Origin of the sequence: Rahnella sp. BIGb0603, assembly GCF_024808755.1 — a bacterium.
Classification (GTDB): domain Bacteria; phylum Pseudomonadota; class Gammaproteobacteria; order Enterobacterales; family Enterobacteriaceae; genus Rahnella; species Rahnella contaminans.
In genome coordinates this window covers 35,272-57,577 of sequence record NZ_JANUEX010000008.1, presented here as the reverse complement: position 1 = coordinate 57,577, position 22,306 = coordinate 35,272, and the positions used below count along the sequence as shown (strand labels likewise).

22 protein-coding genes, 1 tRNA gene and 1 pseudogene are annotated in these 22,306 nt (G+C 52.5%); 12 read left to right on the top strand and 12 right to left on the bottom strand.

Annotated features, from left to right (window positions below):
* Nucleotide 1 precedes the first annotated feature (1 nt).
* From M2403_RS19715 to argG, 6 genes and pseudogenes are all read left to right on the top strand, one after another.
* A complete protein-coding gene (locus M2403_RS19715; RefSeq protein WP_152324884.1) occupies nt 2-472 on the top strand; it encodes a hypothetical protein in 471 nt (156 codons plus the stop codon).
* Between the two features lie 115 nt (nt 473-587).
* Nucleotides 588-905 (top strand): annotated as a pseudogene (locus M2403_RS24955) (type VI secretion system ImpA family N-terminal domain-containing protein); the annotation flags it as partial.
* Nucleotides 857-1,036 carry a hypothetical protein gene (locus M2403_RS24950; protein ID WP_371819737.1) on the top strand — a complete coding sequence of 60 codons (180 nt, stop codon included), beginning with the start codon at nt 857-859 and terminating at the stop codon, nt 1,034-1,036. The pseudogene M2403_RS24955 and the gene M2403_RS24950, both read left to right, overlap by 49 nt.
* Before the next feature lie 34 nt (nt 1,037-1,070).
* Nucleotides 1,071-1,949, top strand: a complete 879-nt coding sequence (locus tag M2403_RS24945) for a VasL domain-containing protein (protein ID WP_405047848.1) — start codon at nt 1,071-1,073, stop codon at nt 1,947-1,949.
* 386 nt (nt 1,950-2,335) lie between these two features.
* On the top strand, nt 2,336-2,875 hold the full coding sequence (locus tag M2403_RS19705; protein ID WP_259230721.1) for a cysteine hydrolase family protein: 540 nt from the start codon (nt 2,336-2,338) through the stop codon (nt 2,873-2,875).
* A gap of 332 nt (nt 2,876-3,207) precedes the next feature.
* Nucleotides 3,208-4,569: an argininosuccinate synthase gene (argG, locus tag M2403_RS19700; RefSeq protein ID WP_112290320.1), complete on the top strand. Its 1,362-nt coding sequence runs from the start codon at nt 3,208-3,210 to the stop codon at nt 4,567-4,569.
* A gap of 196 nt (nt 4,570-4,765) precedes the next feature.
* Here argG and M2403_RS19695 read toward each other — a convergent pair.
* From M2403_RS19695 to xerD, 6 genes are all read right to left on the bottom strand, one after another.
* Nucleotides 4,766-4,839 (bottom strand) — tRNA-Gly (locus M2403_RS19695).
* A gap of 150 nt (nt 4,840-4,989) precedes the next feature.
* Entirely contained in the window at nt 4,990-6,519 is a 1,530-nt protein-coding gene (gene lysS / locus M2403_RS19690; RefSeq protein WP_152324881.1) for a lysine--tRNA ligase, read from the bottom strand.
* A 9-nt stretch (nt 6,520-6,528) separates the two neighbouring features.
* Nucleotides 6,529-7,627, bottom strand: a protein-coding gene (gene prfB, locus M2403_RS19685) for a peptide chain release factor 2 (RefSeq protein ID WP_152324880.1) whose coding sequence is annotated in 2 segments (ribosomal slippage) — nt 6,529-7,551 and nt 7,553-7,627 — 1,098 coding nt in all. Because the reading frame shifts where the segments join, the coding sequence is not laid out codon by codon here.
* A 130-nt stretch (nt 7,628-7,757) separates the two neighbouring features.
* Entirely contained in the window at nt 7,758-9,491 is a 1,734-nt protein-coding gene (recJ, locus tag M2403_RS19680; RefSeq protein WP_152324879.1) for a single-stranded-DNA-specific exonuclease RecJ, read from the bottom strand.
* A gap of 6 nt (nt 9,492-9,497) precedes the next feature.
* The gene (gene dsbC, locus M2403_RS19675) at nt 9,498-10,217 is read right to left on the bottom strand and encodes a bifunctional protein-disulfide isomerase/oxidoreductase DsbC (protein ID WP_152324903.1); all 720 of its coding nucleotides are present in this window, start codon (nt 10,215-10,217) and stop codon (nt 9,498-9,500) included.
* Between the two features lie 25 nt (nt 10,218-10,242).
* Complete coding sequence (gene xerD, locus M2403_RS19670; RefSeq protein ID WP_208951951.1) at nt 10,243-11,202, bottom strand: site-specific tyrosine recombinase XerD; 960 nt, start codon at nt 11,200-11,202, stop codon at nt 10,243-10,245.
* Between the two features lie 110 nt (nt 11,203-11,312).
* Here xerD and fldB point away from each other — a divergent pair, with 110 nt between their 5' ends.
* The gene (fldB, locus tag M2403_RS19665) at nt 11,313-11,831 is read left to right on the top strand and encodes a flavodoxin FldB (RefSeq protein WP_152324877.1); all 519 of its coding nucleotides are present in this window, start codon (nt 11,313-11,315) and stop codon (nt 11,829-11,831) included.
* A 27-nt stretch (nt 11,832-11,858) separates the two neighbouring features.
* Here fldB and M2403_RS19660 read toward each other — a convergent pair whose 3' ends face one another.
* Both M2403_RS19660 and sdhE read right to left on the bottom strand, forming a co-directional pair.
* Nucleotides 11,859-12,311: a protein YgfX gene (locus M2403_RS19660; RefSeq protein WP_152324876.1), complete on the bottom strand. Its 453-nt coding sequence runs from the start codon at nt 12,309-12,311 to the stop codon at nt 11,859-11,861.
* Nucleotides 12,292-12,558: an FAD assembly factor SdhE gene (gene sdhE / locus M2403_RS19655; protein WP_152324902.1), complete on the bottom strand. Its 267-nt coding sequence runs from the start codon at nt 12,556-12,558 to the stop codon at nt 12,292-12,294. The genes M2403_RS19660 and sdhE overlap by 20 nt, the downstream gene beginning before the upstream one ends.
* A gap of 279 nt (nt 12,559-12,837) precedes the next feature.
* Between sdhE and ygfZ the strand changes: the two genes are divergently transcribed.
* Nucleotides 12,838-13,830, top strand: a complete 993-nt coding sequence (gene ygfZ / locus M2403_RS19650) for a tRNA-modifying protein YgfZ (RefSeq protein WP_195815690.1) — start codon at nt 12,838-12,840, stop codon at nt 13,828-13,830.
* 75 nt (nt 13,831-13,905) lie between these two features.
* Here the strand turns inward: ygfZ and M2403_RS19645 are convergent, their stop codons facing one another.
* Nucleotides 13,906-14,436: a class IV adenylate cyclase gene (locus M2403_RS19645; protein ID WP_259230616.1), complete on the bottom strand. Its 531-nt coding sequence runs from the start codon at nt 14,434-14,436 to the stop codon at nt 13,906-13,908.
* Between the two features lie 184 nt (nt 14,437-14,620).
* Here M2403_RS19645 and pfkB point away from each other — a divergent pair, with 184 nt between their 5' ends.
* The 3 genes from pfkB (at nt 14,621) to M2403_RS19630 (ending at nt 17,178) form a co-directional block, all read left to right on the top strand.
* A complete protein-coding gene (gene pfkB / locus M2403_RS19640; RefSeq protein WP_208951959.1) occupies nt 14,621-15,565 on the top strand; it encodes a 6-phosphofructokinase II in 945 nt (314 codons plus the stop codon).
* Between the two features lie 159 nt (nt 15,566-15,724).
* A complete protein-coding gene (locus tag M2403_RS19635; protein WP_152324873.1) occupies nt 15,725-16,165 on the top strand; it encodes a DUF1198 domain-containing protein in 441 nt (146 codons plus the stop codon).
* A gap of 125 nt (nt 16,166-16,290) precedes the next feature.
* Nucleotides 16,291-17,178, top strand: a complete 888-nt coding sequence (locus M2403_RS19630) for a GyrI-like domain-containing protein (protein WP_165062091.1) — start codon at nt 16,291-16,293, stop codon at nt 17,176-17,178.
* Between the two features lie 63 nt (nt 17,179-17,241).
* On the opposite strand, the gene M2403_RS19625 is transcribed toward M2403_RS19630, so the two are convergent.
* Both M2403_RS19625 and M2403_RS19620 read right to left on the bottom strand, forming a co-directional pair.
* Nucleotides 17,242-17,577, bottom strand: a complete 336-nt coding sequence (locus M2403_RS19625) for a DUF2002 family protein (protein ID WP_152324871.1) — start codon at nt 17,575-17,577, stop codon at nt 17,242-17,244.
* A 125-nt stretch (nt 17,578-17,702) separates the two neighbouring features.
* A complete protein-coding gene (locus M2403_RS19620; protein ID WP_259230613.1) occupies nt 17,703-18,899 on the bottom strand; it encodes an MFS transporter in 1,197 nt (398 codons plus the stop codon).
* Nucleotides 18,900-19,201: 302 nt separating this feature from the next.
* On the opposite strand from M2403_RS19620, the gene M2403_RS19615 reads away from it, so the two are divergent.
* A complete protein-coding gene (locus M2403_RS19615) occupies nt 19,202-19,498 on the top strand; it encodes a YqjD family protein (RefSeq protein WP_152324869.1) in 297 nt (98 codons plus the stop codon).
* 139 nt (nt 19,499-19,637) lie between these two features.
* Here M2403_RS19615 and mngB read toward each other — a convergent pair whose 3' ends face one another.
* On the bottom strand, nt 19,638-22,265 hold the full coding sequence (gene mngB, locus M2403_RS19610) for a mannosylglycerate hydrolase (protein ID WP_259230611.1): 2,628 nt from the start codon (nt 22,263-22,265) through the stop codon (nt 19,638-19,640).
* Nucleotides 22,266-22,306: the final 41 nt, after the last annotated feature.

Below are 22,306 nucleotides of genomic sequence, written 5' to 3'. Positions count from 1 at the left end.
TATGTCAGCGAAAGAACGTTTTTTAAAAAAACTACAGGACAAACAGCCGGGCCGTAACGTATTTGAAAATAGAGCTCAGGCTGACATCGCAGAGTTTCAACAACAGATGAGTCAGCTTCAGGAGAAGATGGAGACATGGTTGACAGGCACGGGTATTCAGACTCAAAGCACTTCCGTTTCATTGGTTGAATTGCTTATAGGCGGGAAGACCTTCAGCATTCCCGGGATTCAGCTTCAATATGAAAACAGAATGGTGAAATTCACGCCTGTTTTTTTATATGGCCAGGGCGTAACGGGATGTGTGGAAGCCAGTCTCTGCGGTGAGGGGATTCCTACCTCCCTTTGTCGTTTGTTTATGCGGTCTACAGAGCAAAATCACTGGACATGGCGTCCGGCGGGTTGGTCTACACAACCTGGAGGAGTGTTCAGTGAGGACGTATTTTTCAACATGATTGAAGGCTTATTGTCGTGACCTTTAACTCCATCATCTGAACACTTAAATCCACAGGCCTTCGGGAATATCGCGGAAGGCCAGTGCAAATACATCAAATAAGACAGCAGAATTACATCAGTTAAGGAAAACGCCCATGTCTATTGAACGCCAGCTGCGCACCGGTGGCGACCCTCGCGCGCTGGCTGATTATGCCATTTTACGCGAAGAACTGAGCAAGCTGACTCATCCTGCCCGTCCGGACGTGAACTGGCAGAAAGTTGAACAACTGTGCCTGCACCTGTTTCAACAAAACGGAATAGAGCTGCAAACTGCTTCATGGTATACGCAAGCCAGATTGCAACTTACCGGCCTGGCCGGACTGAATGAAGGGCTGGCTATTCTCGAAGCATTGGTTTCCCGGCAATGGTCCAGTTTATGGCCGCAGCCTGCACATGCCCGTGTGGAGATACTGTCCGGCCTGAGCCAGCGTCTGCACCAGTCATTGCGAAGCATGACACTGGAATATCGCGATTTACCGCAAATTTATCAGGCGGAGAAGTTGATCGTCGCACTGTGCGATACGTTGCAGCGTATAGAACTTAAGCACGTTAGCCAGCTGGAAACATTGAGCAGTTTTATGCACGGCGCAGCCGTCAGGCTCGAGAATATGTATGCCACAAATGACTCAACTATCGTGCTTTCTTCAGCAGCGATAGAAAAAGCCGAAAAAGAGTTACCTGCCCAGCCGCGTGAACAGTGGATTTATGTCGCACAAGCAGAACCGGAAGAGTCACAAATTATGATGAGTTCCCCGGTGCCAGCAAAACGCTCAATTCAGTGGAAAGGATTTGTGGCCGGTATTGGGGCAACGCTGCTGGCTGGCGCAGGGATCTTCACGGGCACCACAGCGTTCCATCACGCTGACGCGGGTCAACCACTCATGGCGCAACTTACGGTATTACCTAAACCGTTAAATGCGCACGCACTTGAAACGTTGAAAGTGCAGCAGGCAGACATACTACAACGTGATGCCCCAAAGTTTATTGCCGCAACGCAACAACAGATGTCTCGCCTCGCATCGCTTTCGCCACGTTGGGCGCAAGACACAGGTATACAGTTGGTGAAGCAGGCAAAAACCTTATGGCCAGATAACCCGGAAACTGACCGCCTGGCAAAAAACTGGACGCAACAGCTTAATGCCAATGCTATTCCAATAAATGATCTCAATGGCTGGCATGATGCGAATGCGCAACTGCAGCAACTGGCAGACAAACTCAACGGACTGGATGAGCAACGCGGAAAATATATGACCGTCTCCCAGCTGAAATCATCGGTATTTACCCTCCAGCAGACACTTAACAATTCTCCACCCGTTGAAGAATCCTTGAGAAAACTGGCCGAAATAAAACAACAAAATACTGAGGTTCCGCCAGCACTGACGATTCAACTGGATAATCAGTTTTCTCAGTTAATAAACAGGTATGCATTACTCACTCTGGGGCAGGCTAAGCCTTAACTTAAGTTCCAATCAATCAAAACGGCCAGGGAAGGCTTTTATAGAGCATTATTAAGAGGGCATTTTTAACAGTGGGAGAACCCATCTAAGCGCAATTGGAGTGACACTCTGAATTTGCAGCTTGAATAAAAGTTGCATCATCAGCCAGAGCCAATCTTGCTTCAGGCAAAAAAAATTGACGCACAACAGGCGCTTTTATATTGTCAGGTGATGAAAAAATTCCTGCGCGTTACCCGGACAACAACGACCACAACCCTGTTAACGGGTTGTCTGGATGCTGTGCGTTAGAAAAACTGAATCCAACACAACCCGCTCGCAATGGCCGGGTTATCATTTTTTCTCCTGGCCAAAACGGCACTTTAAGGAGAAATATCTTGTCTGATCCCCTGATAAAAAAACGTGCATTATTAATTATTGATATGCAGGTCGGCCTGTTTAACGGCCCGGATAAACCCCACGATGGCCTGCGGGTGCTCGCCAATATCAATTGCCTGATTGAAAAAGCCCGCCACTCACAAATACCCATTTTTGCTGCCCGCCATACCGGGCCCGCAGATTCCCCCTTTGCGCCGGGCACACCACTGACACAATTAGTGCCGGAGCTCAAAATTGATAACTCACACGATAAAATTTTCGATAAAACTCGTCCGAGCTGCTTTTCGGGAACCGGGTTAGGAGACTGGCTGCATCAAAAATCAATTGATGAGCTGGTTATAGCGGGGATGAAAACGGAATTTTGTATTGATACAACTTGCCGTGCGGCAGCCGATCTGGGATTTCGCCCTGTTCTGATTTCAGATGCGCATACCACAATGGATACGCCCATTTTGCCCGCCCCGGCAATTATTGCTCACCACAACCGGACGCTAAACGGCCCTTTCGTTAAGCTGATTTCAACCGATGAATATGAATTCTGGCACCAGTAAATAGTTTTCAAAATTAATAGTTTGAAGACACTTGGCATAGGTGATGGATGTGTCATCAGAGTAAAACCCACGTCTAAACGCTGGTTTACTTTGGTGGCTTCCCGCTTTAGATTTTAACCTCATAGCTGCAAGACAAAACCCGTAAAAATATCGCATCAACATTTTAAGAGATTTTGAATGAAACAACGCTTCCCACGCGTGATTACTAAATAGTCATGCAATTAAATGCGCATAAATATGCAAAATTTCTTTTACCCGACGCCGGTTTTGCGATATTAATATAGGCATTGAGACCTTTACCAGACTGACCTAATTCATACAGGATTTTATCGATGACAACTATTCTTAAGCACCTTCCTATCAATCAGCGTGTGGGTATTGCATTCTCCGGCGGTCTGGACACCAGTGCCGCGCTGCTTTGGATGCAAAAGAAAGGAGCGATTCCTTATGCCTACACGGCCAACCTGGGCCAGCCTGATGAAGAGGATTACGATGCCATTCCGCGTAAAGCGATGGAGTACGGTGCCGAGAAAGCTCGCCTGATTGATTGCCGTAAACAGCTGGTTGCCGAAGGCATTGCCGCTATTCAGTGTGGCGCATTCCACAACACCACTGCCGGTGTGACTTATTTCAACACCACGCCGCTGGGCCGTGCTGTGACCGGCACCATGCTGGTTGCCGCAATGAAAGAAGACGGCGTGAATATCTGGGGCGACGGCAGCACCTATAAAGGTAACGATATTGAACGTTTCTATCGTTACGGCCTGCTGACCAATGCTGAACTGAAAATTTATAAACCGTGGCTGGACACCGACTTTATCGATGAACTGGGTGGTCGTCATGAGATGTCTGAATTTATGATTCAGTCCGGTTTTGACTACAAAATGTCGACCGAAAAAGCTTACTCTACTGACTCCAATATGCTGGGCGCGACGCACGAAGCCAAAGATCTGGAATTCCTGGATTCCGGCGTCAAAATCGTTAACCCGATTATGGGCGTAAAATTCTGGGACGAAAATGTGGTCGTCAAAGCGGAAGAAGTGGTTGTCCGTTTTGAACGGGGTTATCCGGTTGCACTGAATGGCGTGACCTTTGACGACAGCGTTGAGCTGATGATGGAAGCCAACCGCATCGGCGGTCGTCACGGTTTGGGTATGAGCGATCAGATTGAAAACCGTATTATCGAAGCCAAGAGCCGTGGCATTTACGAAGCTCCCGGGATGGCACTGTTGCACATCGCTTACGAGCGTCTGCTGACCGGTATCCATAACGAAGACACCATCGAGCAATACCATGCGAATGGCCGTGTGCTGGGTCGCCTGCTGTATCAGGGCCGCTGGTTCGATCCACAAGCTCTGATGTTGCGTGACTCCGCTCAGCGTTGGGTCGCCAGCGAAATCACCGGTGAAGTCACTTTGGAACTGCGTCGCGGCAACGACTACACCATCATGAATACCGTGTCTGAGAATCTGACGTACAAACCAGAACGTCTGACCATGGAGAAAGGTGATTCTGTATTCTCTCCTGATGACCGTATTGGTCAGCTGACCATGCGTAATCTGGATATCACCGATACCCGTGAGAAGCTGCAAAACTACGTAGAGACAGGTTTACTGACCTCATCTGCTTCTACCGGTTTACCGCAGGTGGATAACAATAATCTGCCACGCGGCTTGCAGGTAAAGAATAAGTAATTTTAGCTAAAACGAGTTTGCTGGAACTTACATGAATCAGCCCCCTCTCCTTCGCCGGTGAGGGGGCTGATTTGCATCGTTTTATATTCTGGTATCAAAATTTAGGCAGCTAAAAACGTCGTACGGGAAATACGAATAAACGGGATTAGGGAGCAAATTTTTTGGGGTAATAAAGAGGTTTAGAGAAGGAAGTTTTTGGAGCGGGTGAAGGGAATCGAACCCTCGTATGCAGCTTGGGAAGCTGCCGTTCTACCATTGAACTACACCCGCATCGGTGTGCGACTGGCATTATAACCGGTTACGGCGGCGGAGCAAGGCGTGATTGCGGATAAGCGCTGGAGTTTTAAGCAGTTAGCGCATCGCGTGATCTGCCGCATGAAAAAGGGCGCCGGAGCGCCCTTTTGTTGTTTCTGAGGCAACTTATTTTTGTGTCTGCGGACGCATCGCCGGGAACAGAATAACGTCACGGATGGTATGGCTGTTGGTGAACAGCATAACCATACGGTCGATACCAATGCCCAGACCGGCAGTCGGTGGCAGGCCGTGTTCCAGCGCTGTCACGTAGTCTTCATCAAAGAACATCGCTTCGTCATCGCCGGCATCCTTCGCAGAAACCTGGTCAGCAAAGCGCTGTGCCTGGTCTTCTGCGTCATTCAGCTCGGAGAAGCCGTTACCGATTTCACGACCACCGATGAAGAATTCGAAACGGTCAGTGATTTCAGGGTTCTCATCATTACGGCGCGCCAGCGGAGAAACTTCTGCCGGATACTCGGTAATGAAGGTTGGCTGGATCAGTTGCGCTTCGGCGGTTTCTTCGAAGATTTCAGTCACGATACGGCCCAGACCCCAGCTCTTCTCGATTTTGATACCGATAGATTCAGCGATAGCGGTCGCTTTAGCCAGATCGTCGAGATCGGCAACGTTGGTTTCAGGACGGTATTTGCAAATCGCTTCACGCATGGTCAGCTTGGCAAAAGGCTTGCCGAAATCGAAGGTCTGGTCGCCGTACTGCACAACGCTGCTGCCCAGAACGGATTCTGTCAGGGTGCGGAACAGAGTTTCGGTCAGAACGATCAGGTCTTTGTAATCCGCGTATGCCATGTAGAGTTCCATCATAGTGAACTCTGGGTTGTGACGCGGAGAAACGCCTTCGTTACGGAAGTTACGGTTGATTTCGAACACGCGATCAAAACCACCAACAACCAGACGCTTCAGATACAGTTCCGGCGCGATACGCAGGTACATGTCGATGTCGAGTGCATTGTGGTGAGTGATGAACGGACGAGCCGCTGCGCCACCCGGGATCACCTGCATCATCGGGGTTTCGACTTCCATGAAACCGTTTTCCACCATGAAGCTGCGGATGCCAGACATGATCTGAGAACGGATCTTGAAGGTTTTACGGGAATCTTCGTTAGCGATCAGGTCGAGGTAACGCTGACGGTAACGCGCTTCCTGATCCTGCAGGCCGTGGAATTTGTCCGGCAACGGTCGCAGTGCTTTGGTCAGCAGACGCAGTTCAGAACAATGGATCGACAGTTCGCCGGTCTTGGTTTTGAACAGTTTACCGGTCGCACCCAGGATATCGCCCAGATCCCATTTTTTGAATTGCTCGTTGTAGATACCTTCGGCGAGATCATCACGCGCAACGTAAAGCTGGATACGGCCACCCACATCTTGCAGGGTCACGAAAGACGCCTTGCCCATGATACGGCGGGTCATCATACGGCCACCGACAGTGACTTCGATGTTTAAGGCTTCCAGCTCTTCGTTAGTCTTTTCGCCGTATTTCGCATGCAATTCATCAGAGATGCTGTCACGACGGAAATCGTTAGGGAAAGCGATACCGGATTCGCGCAGTAAAGCCAGCTTCTCACGACGAGATTTCAGCTCGTTGTTAAGATCTGGTACGGTTTCTGCGCTTTGCGCTGCTGGTTGTTGCTCAGACATTTTGGTTCCTCATAACCCGGCTTTCAAACTTGCCTCAATGAATTTATCCAGGTCGCCATCCAGTACGGCCTGCGTATTTCGCGTTTCGACGCCCGTGCGTAAATCTTTGATACGGGAATCGTCCAGCACGTAAGAACGAATCTGGCTGCCCCAGCCGATGTCAGACTTGTTGTCTTCGAGCTGCTGTTTGTCCGCATTTTTCTTTTGCATCTCATACTCATAAAGCTTCGCACGCATCTGCTTCATGGCTTGATCTTTGTTTTTATGCTGGGAGCGGTCGTTCTGACACTGAGTCACAATGTTAGTCGGAAGGTGGGTAATACGTACCGCAGATTCCGTTTTGTTGACGTGCTGACCACCCGCGCCGGACGCGCGGTATACGTCGATACGCAGGTCGGCAGGGTTAATTTCGATTTCGATATCGTCATCCACTTCCGGATACACAAACGCGGAACTGAAAGACGTATGGCGACGGCCACCGGAGTCGAACGGGCTCTTACGCACCAGGCGATGAACGCCGGTCTCAGTACGTAGCCAACCGAACGCATAATCACCGATAATTTTGATGGTCGCAGATTTAAGCCCTGCCACTTCGCCGTCAGATTCTTCGATAACTTCTGTTTTGAAACCCTTGGCTTCTGCCCAGCGCAAATACATACGCAGCAGCATGCTCGCCCAGTCCTGTGCTTCAGTACCGCCAGAACCCGCCTGAATGTCGAGATAGCAACTGGCGCTGTCGTATTCGCCGGAGAACATGCGACGGAATTCAAGCTGTTCCAGCTTGCCGGTCAGCACATCAAGTTCAGCGATGGTTTCGTTGAAAGTGTCTTCATCGTCGGCTTCAACAGCCAGTTCCAGCAGGCCGGTAACATCCTCGGCACCCTGCAACAACTCATCAATGGTTTCAACGATAGCTTCCAGAGAGGAACGTTCTTTACCCAGCGCCTGTGCGCGTTCAGGTTCGTTCCAGACGTCCGGCTGTTCCAGCTCGGCGTTTACTTCTTCGAGGCGTTCTTTCTTGGCATCATAGTCAAAGATACCCCCGAAGAACGACTGTCCGCTCGGACAGGTCCTGAATGCGGTTTTTAACCGGATTAATTTCAAACATGATTTTTCGCGTCTTACGTTAGATTCGGAGTTGGCCCAATGCCATTCGAACCGCCGATTCTAACGGAATTAGCGGTCTTTTTATAGCAACGAGCCGTTTTTTTGCAGGGTTTATTGCGGGTGGAAATCGCTTATTTCGGCCATAAATGCTCGATGATCAACTGAACGCTGCGATTTCCCCGAAATTCATTGATATCCAGCCGGTATGCCAGCTGCACTTCGCGGATACTGCTGTCCGGCCAGAATGTCGGATCGATGTTAAACGCGATGCCGTCGAGCAGCGGGCCGCCGCCGACAGGTTCGATCATCAGCTTCAGGTGGCGCTCTTTCAGTAATTTCTGTTGCAGGATACGAAAGGTGCCGTCAAACGTCGGTTCCGGGAATGCCTGTCCCCACGGGCCGCCATTGCGCAACATTTCTGCGGTATCAATCGTCAGCTCATGCCCGGAAAGTTCGCCGTCCGACCAGACCACGCCTTCAAGATGTGAAGGATCCAGCCATTCACCCACCAGTTCAGCAAAACGATCGCGAAACTCGTCGAATTTGCCTTCTTCGAGTGACAAACCTGCCGCCATCGCATGACCGCCAAACTTTAACATAAGACCGGGATTGAGCGTATCCAGGCGCTCGAGCGCATCACGCATGTGCAAACCCGCAATTGAGCGACCAGAACCTTTGAGAATACCGTCGCCCGCTGGGGCAAACGCGATCACCGGCCGGTTAAAGCGTTCTTTCAGGCGCGAAGCCAGAATACCCACGACGCCCTGATGCCATTCCGGATGGTACATCGCCAGCCCGAAAGGCAATGCGTCGGTGCTGCGCTCAAGTTTGTCGCACAGCGCCAGCGCTTCAACCTGCATGCCCTGCTCTATTTCACGACGCGTCTGGTTCAGCGCATCCAGATCGCTGGCCAGCGCACGTGCCTGACCGATATCCTCGCTGAGCAATAACGCCACGCCGACGGACATATCATCGAGGCGACCGGCGGCATTGAGCCGTGGCCCGAGCGCAAAACCTAAATCACTGGCGCACAATGTGCGGGCTTCGCGCCCCGCCACTTCGAGCAACGCGCGGATCCCTGCCCGGCATTTTCCGGCACGGATTCGGTTAAGGCCCTGATACACCATGATGCGGTTGTTGGCATCAAGCGGCACGACGTCCGCGACCGTGCCCAGCGCAACCAGATCCAGGTGTTCCGCAAGATTAGGAACCACCAGATTGTTTTGCTCAAACCAGCCGCTTTCACGTAATGCACTTCGCAGCGCCAGCATCAGATAAAACGCTACGCCGACACCTGCCAGCGATTTAGACGGGAACTCACAACCGTGCAGATTGGGGTTAATGATCGCTTCGGCGTCCGGCAACGTTTCGCCCGGCAGGTGATGGTCGGTAACCAGCACCTGAATGCCTTTGGCGTGAGCAAGCTCCACACCGGCGTGCGATGAGATCCCGTTATCGACGGTCAGGATCAGCTCCGCACCGCGCGATGCAGCCTGTTCCACCACTTCCGGGCTGAGGCCGTAGCCGTCTTCAAAACGGTTCGGCACCAGATAATCCAGATTACCGCATCCCATACTGCGCAAAGAAAGCAGCGTGAGCGCCGTACTTGTTGCGCCATCGGCATCAAAATCGCCGACGATAATAATGCGCATCCGCTCGCTCAGGGCTTTTTGCAGCAATTTCACCGCAGTAGCGATGCCATCAAGTTGCTGATACGGCAGCAAACCTGCTGCGCTGCGCTCCAGCTCTTTGCTCTGCTTAACGCCACGGGCCAGATATAACCGGCGTAATAACGGGGAAAGTTCAGCGGGAAGATCCACGCCAGTTGCCACCTCACGGCGGCGAAGTTGAGTCTGCAAGGTCACGAAAAATCAACCACCGGTTTTATGTGAAGGATCACGCTGGTCAAGCATCGCGGCCATTTCTTTTGGCGGCTGATAACCCGGGATCAAAGTACCGTCTTCCAGCACAATGGCCGGAGTGCCTGTGACGCCAAACTGCACGCCCAGCTCGAAATGTTTCGCGATATCGCTGCTTTTACAGGTCGCCTGCGTGATGTCATCTCCACGCATCGCCGCATCAAAACTGGTTTTGCGGTTGCCGGTACACCAGATGGATTGCATATCTTTTTCAGTTTTGGAATTCAGCCCCTGACGCGGGAACGCCAGATAACGCACGGTAATGCCGAGGTCGTTATAGTCCTGCATTTGCTGATGTAGCTTGTGGCAATAGCCGCAGGTGATGTCTGTAAAAACGGTGATCACATGCTTCTCGTTTTTGGCCTTGTAGATAATCATCTCGTTTTGCAGCGCATCGAGCTTTTTCACCAGCGCTTTATTGGTCACATTAACCGGCTGGCTGCCGCTGACGTCGTACATCGGACCCTGTAAAACGTGTTTACCATCATTAGTGATGTAAATGACGCCGCTGTCCGTGGAAACCGCGCTCAGGCCGGTGACCGGCGTCGTCTGAATTTCGGCATTGTTCATTCCCAGCTTGTTCAGCGTGGCTTTGATTGCAGCATCGTCAGCCTGCGCCGCGGAGCTTATACACGCAGCCAGAAGGGTCAGCAGCATTAAACCTTTTTTCATCATTTCGTCCTTTTTCCCTGGCACGTCACGCGCGGGGATGATGTTGTTGATGTAGCAGTTTGAGTCGTTCAGTCGCTACATGGGTATAAATTTGAGTTGTTGATAAGTCACTGTGGCCTAACAACATTTGCACAACGCGGAGATCTGCACCGTGGTTTAACAAGTGGGTTGCAAATGCGTGGCGCAACACGTGGGGGGATAACCGCTCCGCATCAATACCGGCAAGGATCGCATAGTGTTTGATGCGATGCCAGAATGTCTGCCGCGTCATTTTCTGCGCCCGGTTGCTGGGGAATACAATATCCAGAGACTGACCGTTCAGCAGCCACGGCCTTCCGTGCTCGAAATAATTCTCCAGCCAGTACACCGCTTCTTCGCCCATCGGCACCAGCCGTTCTTTATTACCTTTACCGATAACCCGCACCACGCCCTGCCGAAGGCTGATATCGCTGAGCGTCAGCCCCACCAGTTCGGAGACACGCAAACCGGTGGCATAGAGCAATTCGAGCATGGCTTTATCACGCAGCTCAAGCGGAACATCCACCACCGGCGAGGCCAGCAGCGCATCAACCTGGGCTTCACTCAGATCTTTGGGCAAACGCTGCGGAAGTTTCGGCGAGGACAACAGCGCCGTCGGGTCATCCTGCCGCACCGATTCGCGGTTCATGTACTGAAACAGGCGACGCATCGCACTGAGCAGGCGCGCGGAACTGGTCGCTTTATAGCCACCTTCAATGCGCTCAGACAGAAAAGATTGTAAATCTTCGGCGCTGACGTGCAGCAAATCTGTTTCGTTATGATGCAGCCAGCCCAGCAGCGATTTCAGGTCCTGACGATAAGACGAGAGCGTATTTTCTGCGAGATTGCGCTCAATCCAGAGCATATCGAGAAACTGTTCCGTCAGACCCTGATCGGCCTGATTGACAGCTTGCGCAGCCTGTTCAGGCGTTAACTCCTGATGGCCTGCATTATCTTGTTTTGGCATCCCGACTCCTGTTGCTTGCGTACAGACTACACCCGCCATTATGCCTTTCATTCGCCCAAATCTGCTACACTGCCTGCCATTCGTATTCTGATGACGTTATGGCAGCAAGCATGAAAATTGGACTTTTCTACGGTTCCAGCACCTGTTACACCGAAATGGCCGCGGAGAAAATTCGCGATATTTTGGGCGAAGAGCTGGTTGATCTGCACAACATTAAAGATGTTGATCCCGATAAGATGGAAGACTACAGCATCCTGATCCTCGGCATCCCGACATGGGATTTCGGCGAAATTCAGGAAGACTGGGAGGCCGTCTGGAATGAGCTGCCTACGCTAAAATTGCGCGGGAAAATTGTCGCCATGTACGGCATGGGCGATCAGCTCGGTTACAGCGAGTGGTTTCTCGACGCGCTCGGCATGCTTTACCATCAGTTGCTCCCGATGGGCGTTCACTTCATCGGATTCTGGCCGACGGAAGGTTTCGAATTTACCAGCCCGAAACCGCTCAGCGCCGACGGTAAACATTTTGTCGGCCTCGCGCTCGACGACGTAAACCAGTTTGATCTCACCGATAAGCGCCTGCAACAGTGGTGCGAGCAGATCCTGCTGGAAATGGACGCCCTGCTGTAGCCGTTCGCCAACGAACCAGTAATTACCTCAGCCCGGTTCAGCCGGGCTACGGGGATCTCCGCTCAGCAAGATCTGGCGCAAGTGCCGCCATTCATCCGGCCCCATACTGTCAGACGCCAGCCATAGCCGCTGTCTTGAGCTGCGCATCGCCTGCGCCAGCCCGCCTTTGCGTTTTTCACGACGCAATGTCAGCAGCACACCGCTGCTGATCATCCAGACCGGCTGCTTAATTTGCCATTCATGGCCACGCCACAACAGGCGGTTATCCTCAAGCAGGACAATTTCGCCGGTACGGGCCGTAATACGGCGTTGGCTGCGGATGCATTCAAAGAGCACCAGCAAAAGTAATGTCATCCATACCGGCCAGTAGCCGGCAGGCCAGGGTGCCAGCAAAATCAGTAACATCACACCACCGTAAGACCCCAGTGAAATGAGCTGACTGCGCCAGGACACCCTGAGATCACATCGCCACAGGGCCACGGGCTTTGTTTCTAGTCTGAATGAGGGCCACCATGCGCTGCAATTCTGTGTCTTGCGGCTCGCCGTGATTCATCAGCCAGTTGAACAAATCCGGATCGTCACAGGTCAGCAGACGGGCAAACAGTTCTTTGTCGGCATCGGGCAGCGAATCATATTCATGTTCGAAAAACGGCATGATGGAGATATCCAGCTCGCGCATACCGCGGCGACAGGCCCAGTGAATACGGGAACGGTTATTGATATCCAGTTGGTTTTTGCTTTCCATAATGAGACTCTTTTTTTGGGATACAGAATGAGAATTCTTTTATATAGAAAGCGATTCTATCAGCCGTCAGCCGTCATAAGTAACTTTTCAGTGCCCTGTTTTGTCAATCTACGTGATGTGCCGTAAAACCTGCTGCAAACCTGTCACTGGCTTTACATTCTCTGGAAAGCATCCCGTAAAAGGCACCAATAACTGTTTTCAAAGGCGGTAGGCTCTTTTACCATGAAGCATCAGTCACATTTCATTGACCGGGATAAGAAAATGGCTAACGCATTCCCCTTTCCACCGCAAAAACCTTCAGCGTCTTCGCATCTGCCGCTGACCCTGATTTCACTGGAAGACTGGGCTTTGGTGACCATGACCGGCGCCGATACGGTGAAATACCTGCAAGGTCAGGTGACGGCAGACATCGATGCCCTGCCGGTCGATCACCACATTCTTTGCGCCCACTGTGACGCCAAAGGGAAAATGTGGAGCAACCTGCGTCTGTTCACGCGTGGCGATGGCATGGCCTATATCGAGCGCCGCAATCTGCGCGACACGCAGCTGAATGAAATAAAGAAATATGCCGTGTTTTCGAAAATTACGTTTACCGCCGATGATGACGTGGTGCTGCTCGGTGTGGCCGGTTTTCAGGCCAGCGCTGCGCTGACGGGGTTATTCTCGACGCTGCCAACAGCAGAACAGCCGGTCGTACAGCAGGATGAAACGACTCTGCTGCATTTCTCCCTGCCCGCTGAACGTTTTCTGATCGTCACCAGCCCGGAAAAAGCCCGTCAGGTAGTGGAAGAACTGGGTGAGCAGGCGCAGCGCAACGACAGCCAGCAGTGGCTGGCGCTGGATATTGAAGCCGGTTTCCCGGTTATTGATACCGCCAATACTGCGCAGTTTATCCCGCAGGCCACCAATATTCAGGCGCTGGACGGGATCAGTTTCACCAAAGGTTGCTACGCCGGTCAGGAGATGGTCGCACGGGCAAAATACCGTGGCGCGAACAAGCGCGCGCTGTACTGGTTATCCGGTAAAGCCTCAAAAGTACCGGCTCCGGCTGACGATCTCGAACTGCAACTTGGTGAAAACTGGCGTCGAACCGGCACCGTGCTGGCGGCAGTTCAGCTCAGTGATGGCACCGTCTGGGTTCAGGCCGTTCTTAACAACGACCTGGAAGCCGACGCCAGCCTGCGCGTTCGCGATGATACAACCAGCCATTTAAGTATTCAGCCGCTGCCGTATTCGCTGGAAGAGACTAAGTAATCCGAAAGCTCGCTGCCGCCCTCTTCATGACCGAACGGTTAAAAGAAGGCGGCAATTCTCAACGTGATATCCGGCTTAAGCGTGGTGATGTTTGCCTTTCTGATTAAGCAAATCGACATACGCCTGATCCACCAGTTCCTTCCGGTCAATCCCCAGCCGTTCAAGCAAATCCTCAGCAATCGCAATGCCCTGCTCCGGTGTTTCGCTATCTTCGAGCACCACTTCAAACTCCAGATAATCGCCCAACCCTTTTACGCGGTCGAGATGCAGACGGGTTTGGCCGAGCATAAAAAGCGTGCGCTGCTTGATAACCCTGCCTGCCGCACCGTAGGCCAGTGTGAGCGTTTCGCGCAGACTGTCAGGATCGTGAGTTTCAGAAAGCATATAGAAGCTGGTTTTCGGCCCTGCCTGATCGGGTCGCTGATAGAAGATCAGTTCGCCACGATCCGCCGCCAGCGTGCGCAGTTTCAGGCGTCCGTGCGGGCAGATAAAAAAGGTATCATCCTGCCCGATAATGTCCGGCAGTCCGTCGGATATCAGCGCAATCTTTTCGTACAGCGAGGAAAAATCATCAACCTTCGCTTTAATCTCAATATTTCTGGCCATCGCTTACTCCCTTAAAGTTGACTCTTTTTTACGTGTCTTTGATGAACATCCGTTGACCTTACCGTGACAGAATGCTCCGCGGCAAGGAGGTTTGATCTCGCTTACTAAATACGCAATAAGAGGCTGCAAAATCGGATCAGGGTGCTAACCTCATGGGAGTTTTTGGAAAACTGAGGGAACGATGATGACCAAAATTTTTACGCTGACTCTGGCACCTTCACTCGACAGTGCCACACTAACACCCAAGATTTATCCCGAAGGGAAACTGCGTTGTACCGCGCCGGTCTTTGAGCCTGGCGGAGGCGGCATTAACGTTGCCCGCGCCATTGTCCACCTTGGCGGGCAGGCGACAGCGCTGTTCCCGATTGGCGGCCCGACCGGAGAGCATCTAAAGCAGTTACTTCTTGATGAAGGGATAGCTACCGAAACAGTAGAAACCCAGGACTGGACGCGACAAAACCTGCATGTCCATACCGAAAATACCGGTGAGCAATACCGGTTTGTCATGCCCGGTGCGCGGCTGACGGAATCTGAATTCGCCAGCCTGAGTGCAAAAATCGAAAATATTCATGCCGGTTCAATACTGGTGATCAGCGGCAGTTTGCCACCCGGCACGCACATTAACGCGCTCACCGATCTTATCCGCAAAGCGCAGGACGCCGGTTTGCGCTGCATTCTCGACAGCTCCGGTGATGCACTGGCCGCGGGCCTGAAACTGGGCGGTCTGGCGCTGGTGAAACCAAACCAGAACGAGCTTTCTGCGCTGGTCGGGCGGCCTCTGGAAAATCCGGGCGACGTGCTGGCCGCGGCGCAGAAAATTATCCGCGAAGGCGGAGCCGAGCGCGTCGTGGTTTCACTCGGGCCGCAGGGTGCACTGGCCGTTGATGCGCAAGGTGCATTCCAGGTGGTTCCGCCGCCGGTGAAAAAAATGAGTACCGTCGGTGCGGGTGACAGCATGGTAGGCGCGATGACGCTCAAACTCGCCGCCGGTGCTGATCTGCACGACATTGTGCGTTTCGGCGTTGCCGCGGGCAGCGCAGCGACGCTGAACATCGGCACACGGCTGTGTTCGGATAAAGATACTCAGCAGATTTATCAGTATTTATGCCAGCAAACACTGGCACATTAATTCCCTGAATGCGTTCCGCGAGGTCTCCCGGCGTCGCGGAGCGTAAATTCTTTGTCACACCTTCACGTATTTCCTTTCATTAGCAGATAAACTCGCAGCATCGGGTGTTGCATGCACCTTTCACATCACGCCAGAAAAGGCCGGAGGCCAGAGTCCAGAATGATATGGATTATGCTTGCTGCAATTGTTGTGGTTTTTATTGTGGGTTATTGGTTTATGACGGCAGACACCCGTAAAGCGAACGCTTCTCTCGCCAGTCTGTTGAAAATTAAACCGGTTTACATTGATTCAATGCTGCTGGAAATGGGCAAAAGACAGAGCCAGATGTTTATCCGCTCCATCAGCGGTGGCTATGCTGAAGAAATCCGCAAAGCGGCCTACGTTGTCTTTATTTATCAGACATTTATCAAAGATGCTTCGCCGGAAAATATTGTCCGCTGGCGGAACATTCTTGTGCGCGCGCACCTGCCGCCTCAGCTCAGCAGTGAGCACGCCGAACTGGCGCTGTTCTACTTTGCTGAGCTGGATATTGAGCCTTTCGAACTGGCGCAGTTTCGTCGCGATTACAACGAAACCTACAATCAGATCCATCTGGTCTGATGTTCAGAAGTGTTTCACCCATGGCCCTGGCGGGGCCATTTTTTTTGCCTTCACGATGAAAAAGCAATCTCAGTCAGGAAAGCCCGCGGCGACCCGTGCAAAGTAAGTGCCTTGAAGGAGCGGAAATGAATCACGAAAAAACTCATCTTTATCAGCGGCGTTTTCAGCAGGTGTTTGCTTATATTGAGGCGCATCTGGACAGCCCGATGACGGTTGAACAGCTAAGTGAAGTGGCCTGCTTTTCGCAGTTTCACTTTCACCGCCAGTTCAGCCAGTTTTGCGGCGTCAGCGTCAGCCGTTATATCACGCTGATGCGGTTGAAAAGAGCCTCTTTCCGGCTGGTGCAAAATCCGCAGGAGAAGATCATTGAGATTGCGTTTGATGCCGGATTTGAAAATCCGGAGTCGTTTTCCCGTGCCTTCAGGAACACTTTCGGCCTGACGCCCAGCGAGTTTCGCAAAGCTCCCGTCTGGGTTGACTGGCATGTGCATTTTCAATTTCCCGGCAGGGAAAATCAGCAGAGGCTGGAAAATATGGATGTGAAAATTATTGAGGTTGCGCCAGTGAGCATTGCGGTGCTGGAGCATCGCGGTGACCCGATGACGGTGAACAATACCGTCGCGAAATTCATTGAATGGCGAAAAGCGTCGGGGCTGTCGGATTACACTGTACGCGGGACATACGGTATTCCCTACAACGATCCGCTGGTGACGCCGGGTGAAGATTTTCGCTTTGACGTTTGCGGGGAGTTAAACCCTGAATCGGGCGGGCGTGTGCCCGAAAATCCACAAGGCGTGGTGGCGAAAAGCCTGCCGGGCGGGCGTTGCGCCGTGGTCAGGCACGTCGGAGCGTATGACCGCATCAGCGACAGCGTGTATTATCTTTACCGGGAATGGTTGCCGCAAAGCGGAGAGGAATTACGGGATTTCCCGGTGTATTTCCGCTATCTGCATCTTGATCAGGAATTACCGGAACATGCGCAGCAAACCGATATTTTGCTGCCGTTGAAGTAAGTAAAGGAACATCAGGCAGCGCTGCCTTGGCTGATACTGAACGGCAGCGCTGTTTCTTCCGGATTATCTGAACACGTTATCCAGATAACTGGCCAGGATCTGCCGCGAGCTGAAACCGTGGCAGATGCCATAATACGTTTCGTTGTCGCTCGAGACATCCAGAGGGAAGTTTTTATACGCATCACTGCTGCGAAACGATGCCGTCGGTTCGGCAAAACGTTCGCTGCGCTCTTTCAGCGCCGGGTGTATTACCAGGGCAGTCCGGCCAAACCGCGCTTCCCGGTTTACATACACATAGTGTTCGCCACGGCGATAACCGTATGCTTTATCATCAATATAATCGCGTTCAAATCCGGATGTTTCCAGAACGCGTGCCACTTCATCTGGCCGTAAATACATGGTTGCTCCTCGCTTCTTTAACCGCAAGGCGACCTTACCGCAATAACTCTGCCAAACAATGCCTAAATCCTGAGTTTTGGCGTATTTAGGATTTATCTAAACCCCAAAACCCTGCTATGAAAAGGCTATTCGGCGGGTTTTTTGGTGCCGGTTTGCATCCATAATTTGAGGGTGAGCAGCCACGCCACTACTACCATAAAGGCCGCCGCCAGATAGATAGAAGGCGTGCCGAGATGGGAAATAATCAGACCGGCAACAGGCCCGGTGATGCCCAATCCGAGATCCAGAAACGCGGAATACAGCCCCAGCGCCGTGCCCTGATTCTGCGGCGGAACCTGTTTCACCGCCTCGACGCCCAGCGCCGGAAAAACCAGTGAAAAACCAGAACCGGTGAGGAACGCACCAAGCTGAACAGACAGCGGATCGTGCCCCTGCCAGATCATCAGTAAGCCCGCGATTTCAAAGACGAAAGACACCAGCGAAACCCGCAGGCCGCCAAAGCGGTTGATCATGTTGCCGAAAACCAGACGCGCACCCACAAACCCGAGGCTGAATAATGTGAGGGTAAACGCCGCGCCGCTCCAGCCTTTGTCCGCATAATAGAGCGTGATAAAGGTGGCGATAACGCCGAATCCGATGGTGCCAAAACCGAGCCCGAGGCCGTAAAGCCAGATGCGCCCGACCACTGCCTTGAAGGCAATCCGTTTGCCAGCGGTGACAGAAATCGCAGCTTTCAGGCAGGCCAGAACGGCGGCAATGGCGGCGGCAACCACAATCAGCACGGCCACGCCCATCAGGCCAAACGCATGATTGAGCATGACGCCGAGCGGCGCGCCCACGGCCATCGCGCCGTAGGTCGCCACGCCGTTCCATGAAATCACCCGCGCGGTGTGTTTCGCGCCCACCGCGCCAATTCCCCACAGCGTGGTGCCGGTGCTGCCAAAGCTTTCACCTACCCCAAGAAAAACGCGCGCCAGACACAATAAAAGCAGGCTCGCCAGCGGCCAGTCAGTCAGGAAAAATGCCGCAGCGTAGAAAATGCCGCTCATTGCGCAGCAAATCAGGCCGAAAATCACCACCCGTTTCGGCCCAAGAAGATCGGCATAGCGCCCGGCATGCGGACGGCTGATCAGGGTCGAAAAATACTGAACACTGATGACCAGACCGGCCAGCACGGAGTTATACCCCAGCGTGTTATGCACAAAACCGGGCAACACCGCGAGCGGCAAACCGATGGTCAGATAGACGACGAAAGTAAACAGCATGAACGACAGAATGCGTTTGTTGAGCATTGCGTTAGAGCGAAATGTACTTAAAAACATGGGCAGAACCGGGATGAAAACGCTGCGAGTGGAATCAATAGCATAAACAGGTTTCGGGGAGGATCAAACGTAAAACGGCGCAAAAAATGTTATTGGCTGTAACGCTCAAAAGCATTTGCAGAGAAATCTGAGCCGCATCACGCAAAGCCGCGCCACACCTGATTTCTCCTGACAGCTACATGACCTGAAAACACCCCCAGTCATAGCCCGATGTTCTCAAAGAGCCCTCCGGTACAACATTTTGGTCTATGCTTTAGTCATTAGCAAAACGAAAGCTACAGTTCACAACAAGGAGAGACAGAATGGCTAAGAAATCAGAACAGACAATCGATCAGGACGTAACCCTGCTGGCTGACACGCTGGATGAAGTGCTTCAGTCTGCCGGAAATAAATCCAAGGACGAACTGGATAAACTCCGCAGCAAAGCTGAAGGCGTGTTACGCGACGCCCGTTCACGTTTCAACGGTGAAACACTGACGAAGCATGCCCGTGACGCCGCCGCGTCCGCGAACGACTACGTAAAAGATAACCCATGGTATGGCGTGGGTGCCGGTGCAGCTATCGGTATTGTTATCGGTGTCCTGCTGGGACGTCGGTAACACAAGAGGCAATTTGCGGTGTTTCATTCCTGTGTCGGGATTATCTGAAACATCCGCGTGGCTCCCTCATTGCCGCGCAATTGCTAAAAAGACGACGGAGCCCCCGGGCTCCGTTTTCTATTTGTGGCTTTCGCTGAAATTAAAAACGAATGCGAAAACTTTTTGACTGACAGGGCTTAAATTCGCCCATTTGCCCGCCACTATTTTCGGTGTTTACCCTCGTTTCATCCATGCTGACTTCCTGCCATCCGCTAAGTGTCGCATTGACCTGCAGGCTGTCTTGCAGACTTTGCGTTTCGGAGGGGTTATAAACCCGCACAATCAACGCTTCGTCATCTTCGGCTTTTTTCAGTGCACTGAGCACCGAACCCGAAATACATTTTTGCATCAGGCTGAAGCGCGAAGGCGTTTTGTTGTCCGTCAGGTTTAGCTTCATCGCGTCGTACGGAATTTTGTTGTAGGTGCGCACCGGCGTCAGGTAATCACGCGCATGTTGCATCACGCTGGCCTGGATGTGATCGCCGCTGAAACCGAACAACGCAAAACGATAAAGCTGTTTGCCGGGCATCTGAGAATCCGGCGTCGGCATTTTGATGCCTGAAGGGCGACCCGGGCGCAGCAGCAGGTTTTCTTTCCCGAGTACGCCGACAGCGCGGAACAGCGTCAGGGCGAAAGTATCGCGCTTTTCGCCCACCACTTCGAACTCGCGCAACCCTTCTGTAAAAAGCGCCAGCCCCTGATGACCGTCCTGCAACGCCGCAAAATTCATGAGTTGCCACACCGGCACCGGCGCTTCTTTCCAGCCTTCCGCCTCCCAATTTTTCATTGCCGTATCGTCCACAGGGCGGGTGATGCAGCCGAACTGATTGTCGGCCACCACCGTCTTGCTGGCAAACGGTGTGGGGATGAGCACGCGCAGCCGGTGATCTTCGGCGTGGTTCTCAAGAGCCAGTTCAATCTCAATCCGTCGGCTGTTTTTCGAAAGCGTTACGTTGACGGTCACGGGAATTTCACTGTTGAGAATGCGCATTGCGCGATCTTCCAGCGTGCGCGGCAGCGGCATTTTCAGTGCAATGACCGCGGTACTTTGCCACGGCTGATGCTGATAACTCACGTCTGCCTTTAGCGCGCCAGAGGTCAGCCGCCATTCATCGCGCGCCGGGGAATAATCGTATTCATCGCCATCGTCGGAACCGTTTTCCAGTTCCAGAACCTGCTGATAGCGGCGGAATGTCTGCTTATCGAGAATATCCAGCGTGCCGTTCGGATTGACCGTCACACGGTAATAATCGTTTTCCAGGGCGTCTTCACCCTTCGGCGCAGGCAGCAAAATCCCCGGCTGGTGCGGTGTGACGTTTAACGTCACGTACCCCATCGCCGGCAGGGTGGCGCAAAGCTGAATGTCGTATTCCATGAACGGATCGTAATTGCCGTAATGCACAATTTGCCGGTCCACCAGACCCGGGTCGATCTCCCGCGTTCCGCGGATAAAATAAGGTACAGGATGCCCCTGGTCGTCAGTCAGGCTGAAAGATGAGGCACGGACCCTTAAGGTGGTATTAATGGTTTCCTGACGCGGATGCAGCGAGAAATTAAACAGCCCCAGCCGGTCAGCGGTGTGACCGTCAGGTTGCAGGTTGTCGATAATTTTACGCAGCGTGAACTGAATGAGGTTTTCGGCCATGTCATCGGCAAGAATAAAGCGCGACATAATTTCCTGATGAACCTTGTCGCTGCAACAACAACCGATGCTGTCGTGCGCGTGGTTCTTCATGATTTCCTTCCACATTTTTTCAATCAGACCATGGTGATAATCAAAACCTAAGCGCCAGGCAATGGAACACAGCGGCTCAAGCACATTGACGATTTTGTTCTCAATCGCTGCATTGGCCTGTTTGATATCCATGCGGGTCGATGAAATGGTGCGGTGAACTCGCATATATTTGCCATCATTAAATTCTCCACGCAGCAGCGCCAGCTGAGGTCTGATGGCGTCAATACGTTGAAATATGTCTTCAAAACGGCTGAGCTGGAAACTGCGCTGCGGGTAAATGCGGCGCAGCATCTCCATGATGGTAAAGATATTTTGCTGGAGCGGCATCTGGTCATGACCGTTGGGCAGCAGGATATCGCCGGTCAGTGACGCGGCTTCCAGCACCGGCAGATATTTATCCAGGCGTTCGCGCAGCGCATCTTCATCCTCCGGCAAGTATTTGCCAATGGCATAACCCAGCGGCAGCACCTGCGCGGTGACTTCACTGCCGTCATTACTTTGCCAGCGGAATTCCGTTTTATCCGTGCCATGACGCTCCGAGCACCCGCGCCAGAACATGGCATGTTGCAGGCCAAAACCGTTAAAGATATGCGGTAGCTGGGAAGACATGCTGAATGAATCCGGCAGATAGCCGATTTTCATAGGCTCACCAAACTCGCGGCAATCGCGCATGCCGTACAGCAAATTACGCAGGATGGACTCGCCGCAAACCACCATCGTGTCGGTCTGTGTATACCACGGCCCGATGATAAGCTTACCGGCTTCTACCAGCGCCTTCACGCGCGGGCGGTTGTTCGGGCAAACCGCAAAATAATCTTCGAGGATCGCCGTTTGTCCGTCCATCACATAAAACGGATAGTCGGGGTCATTCTCCAGACGATCGAGGATCTCCGCCATATTGTTAACCAGCAGGATCCTTGAGGCCTCGGTGGTGAAATACCATTCGCGATCCCAGTGCATATGCGGCGTCAGATGAACGCGGGAAACTGTCATAAAATCTTTCCTTTCATGCCCTGCAAGGCAGGGCGCAATGT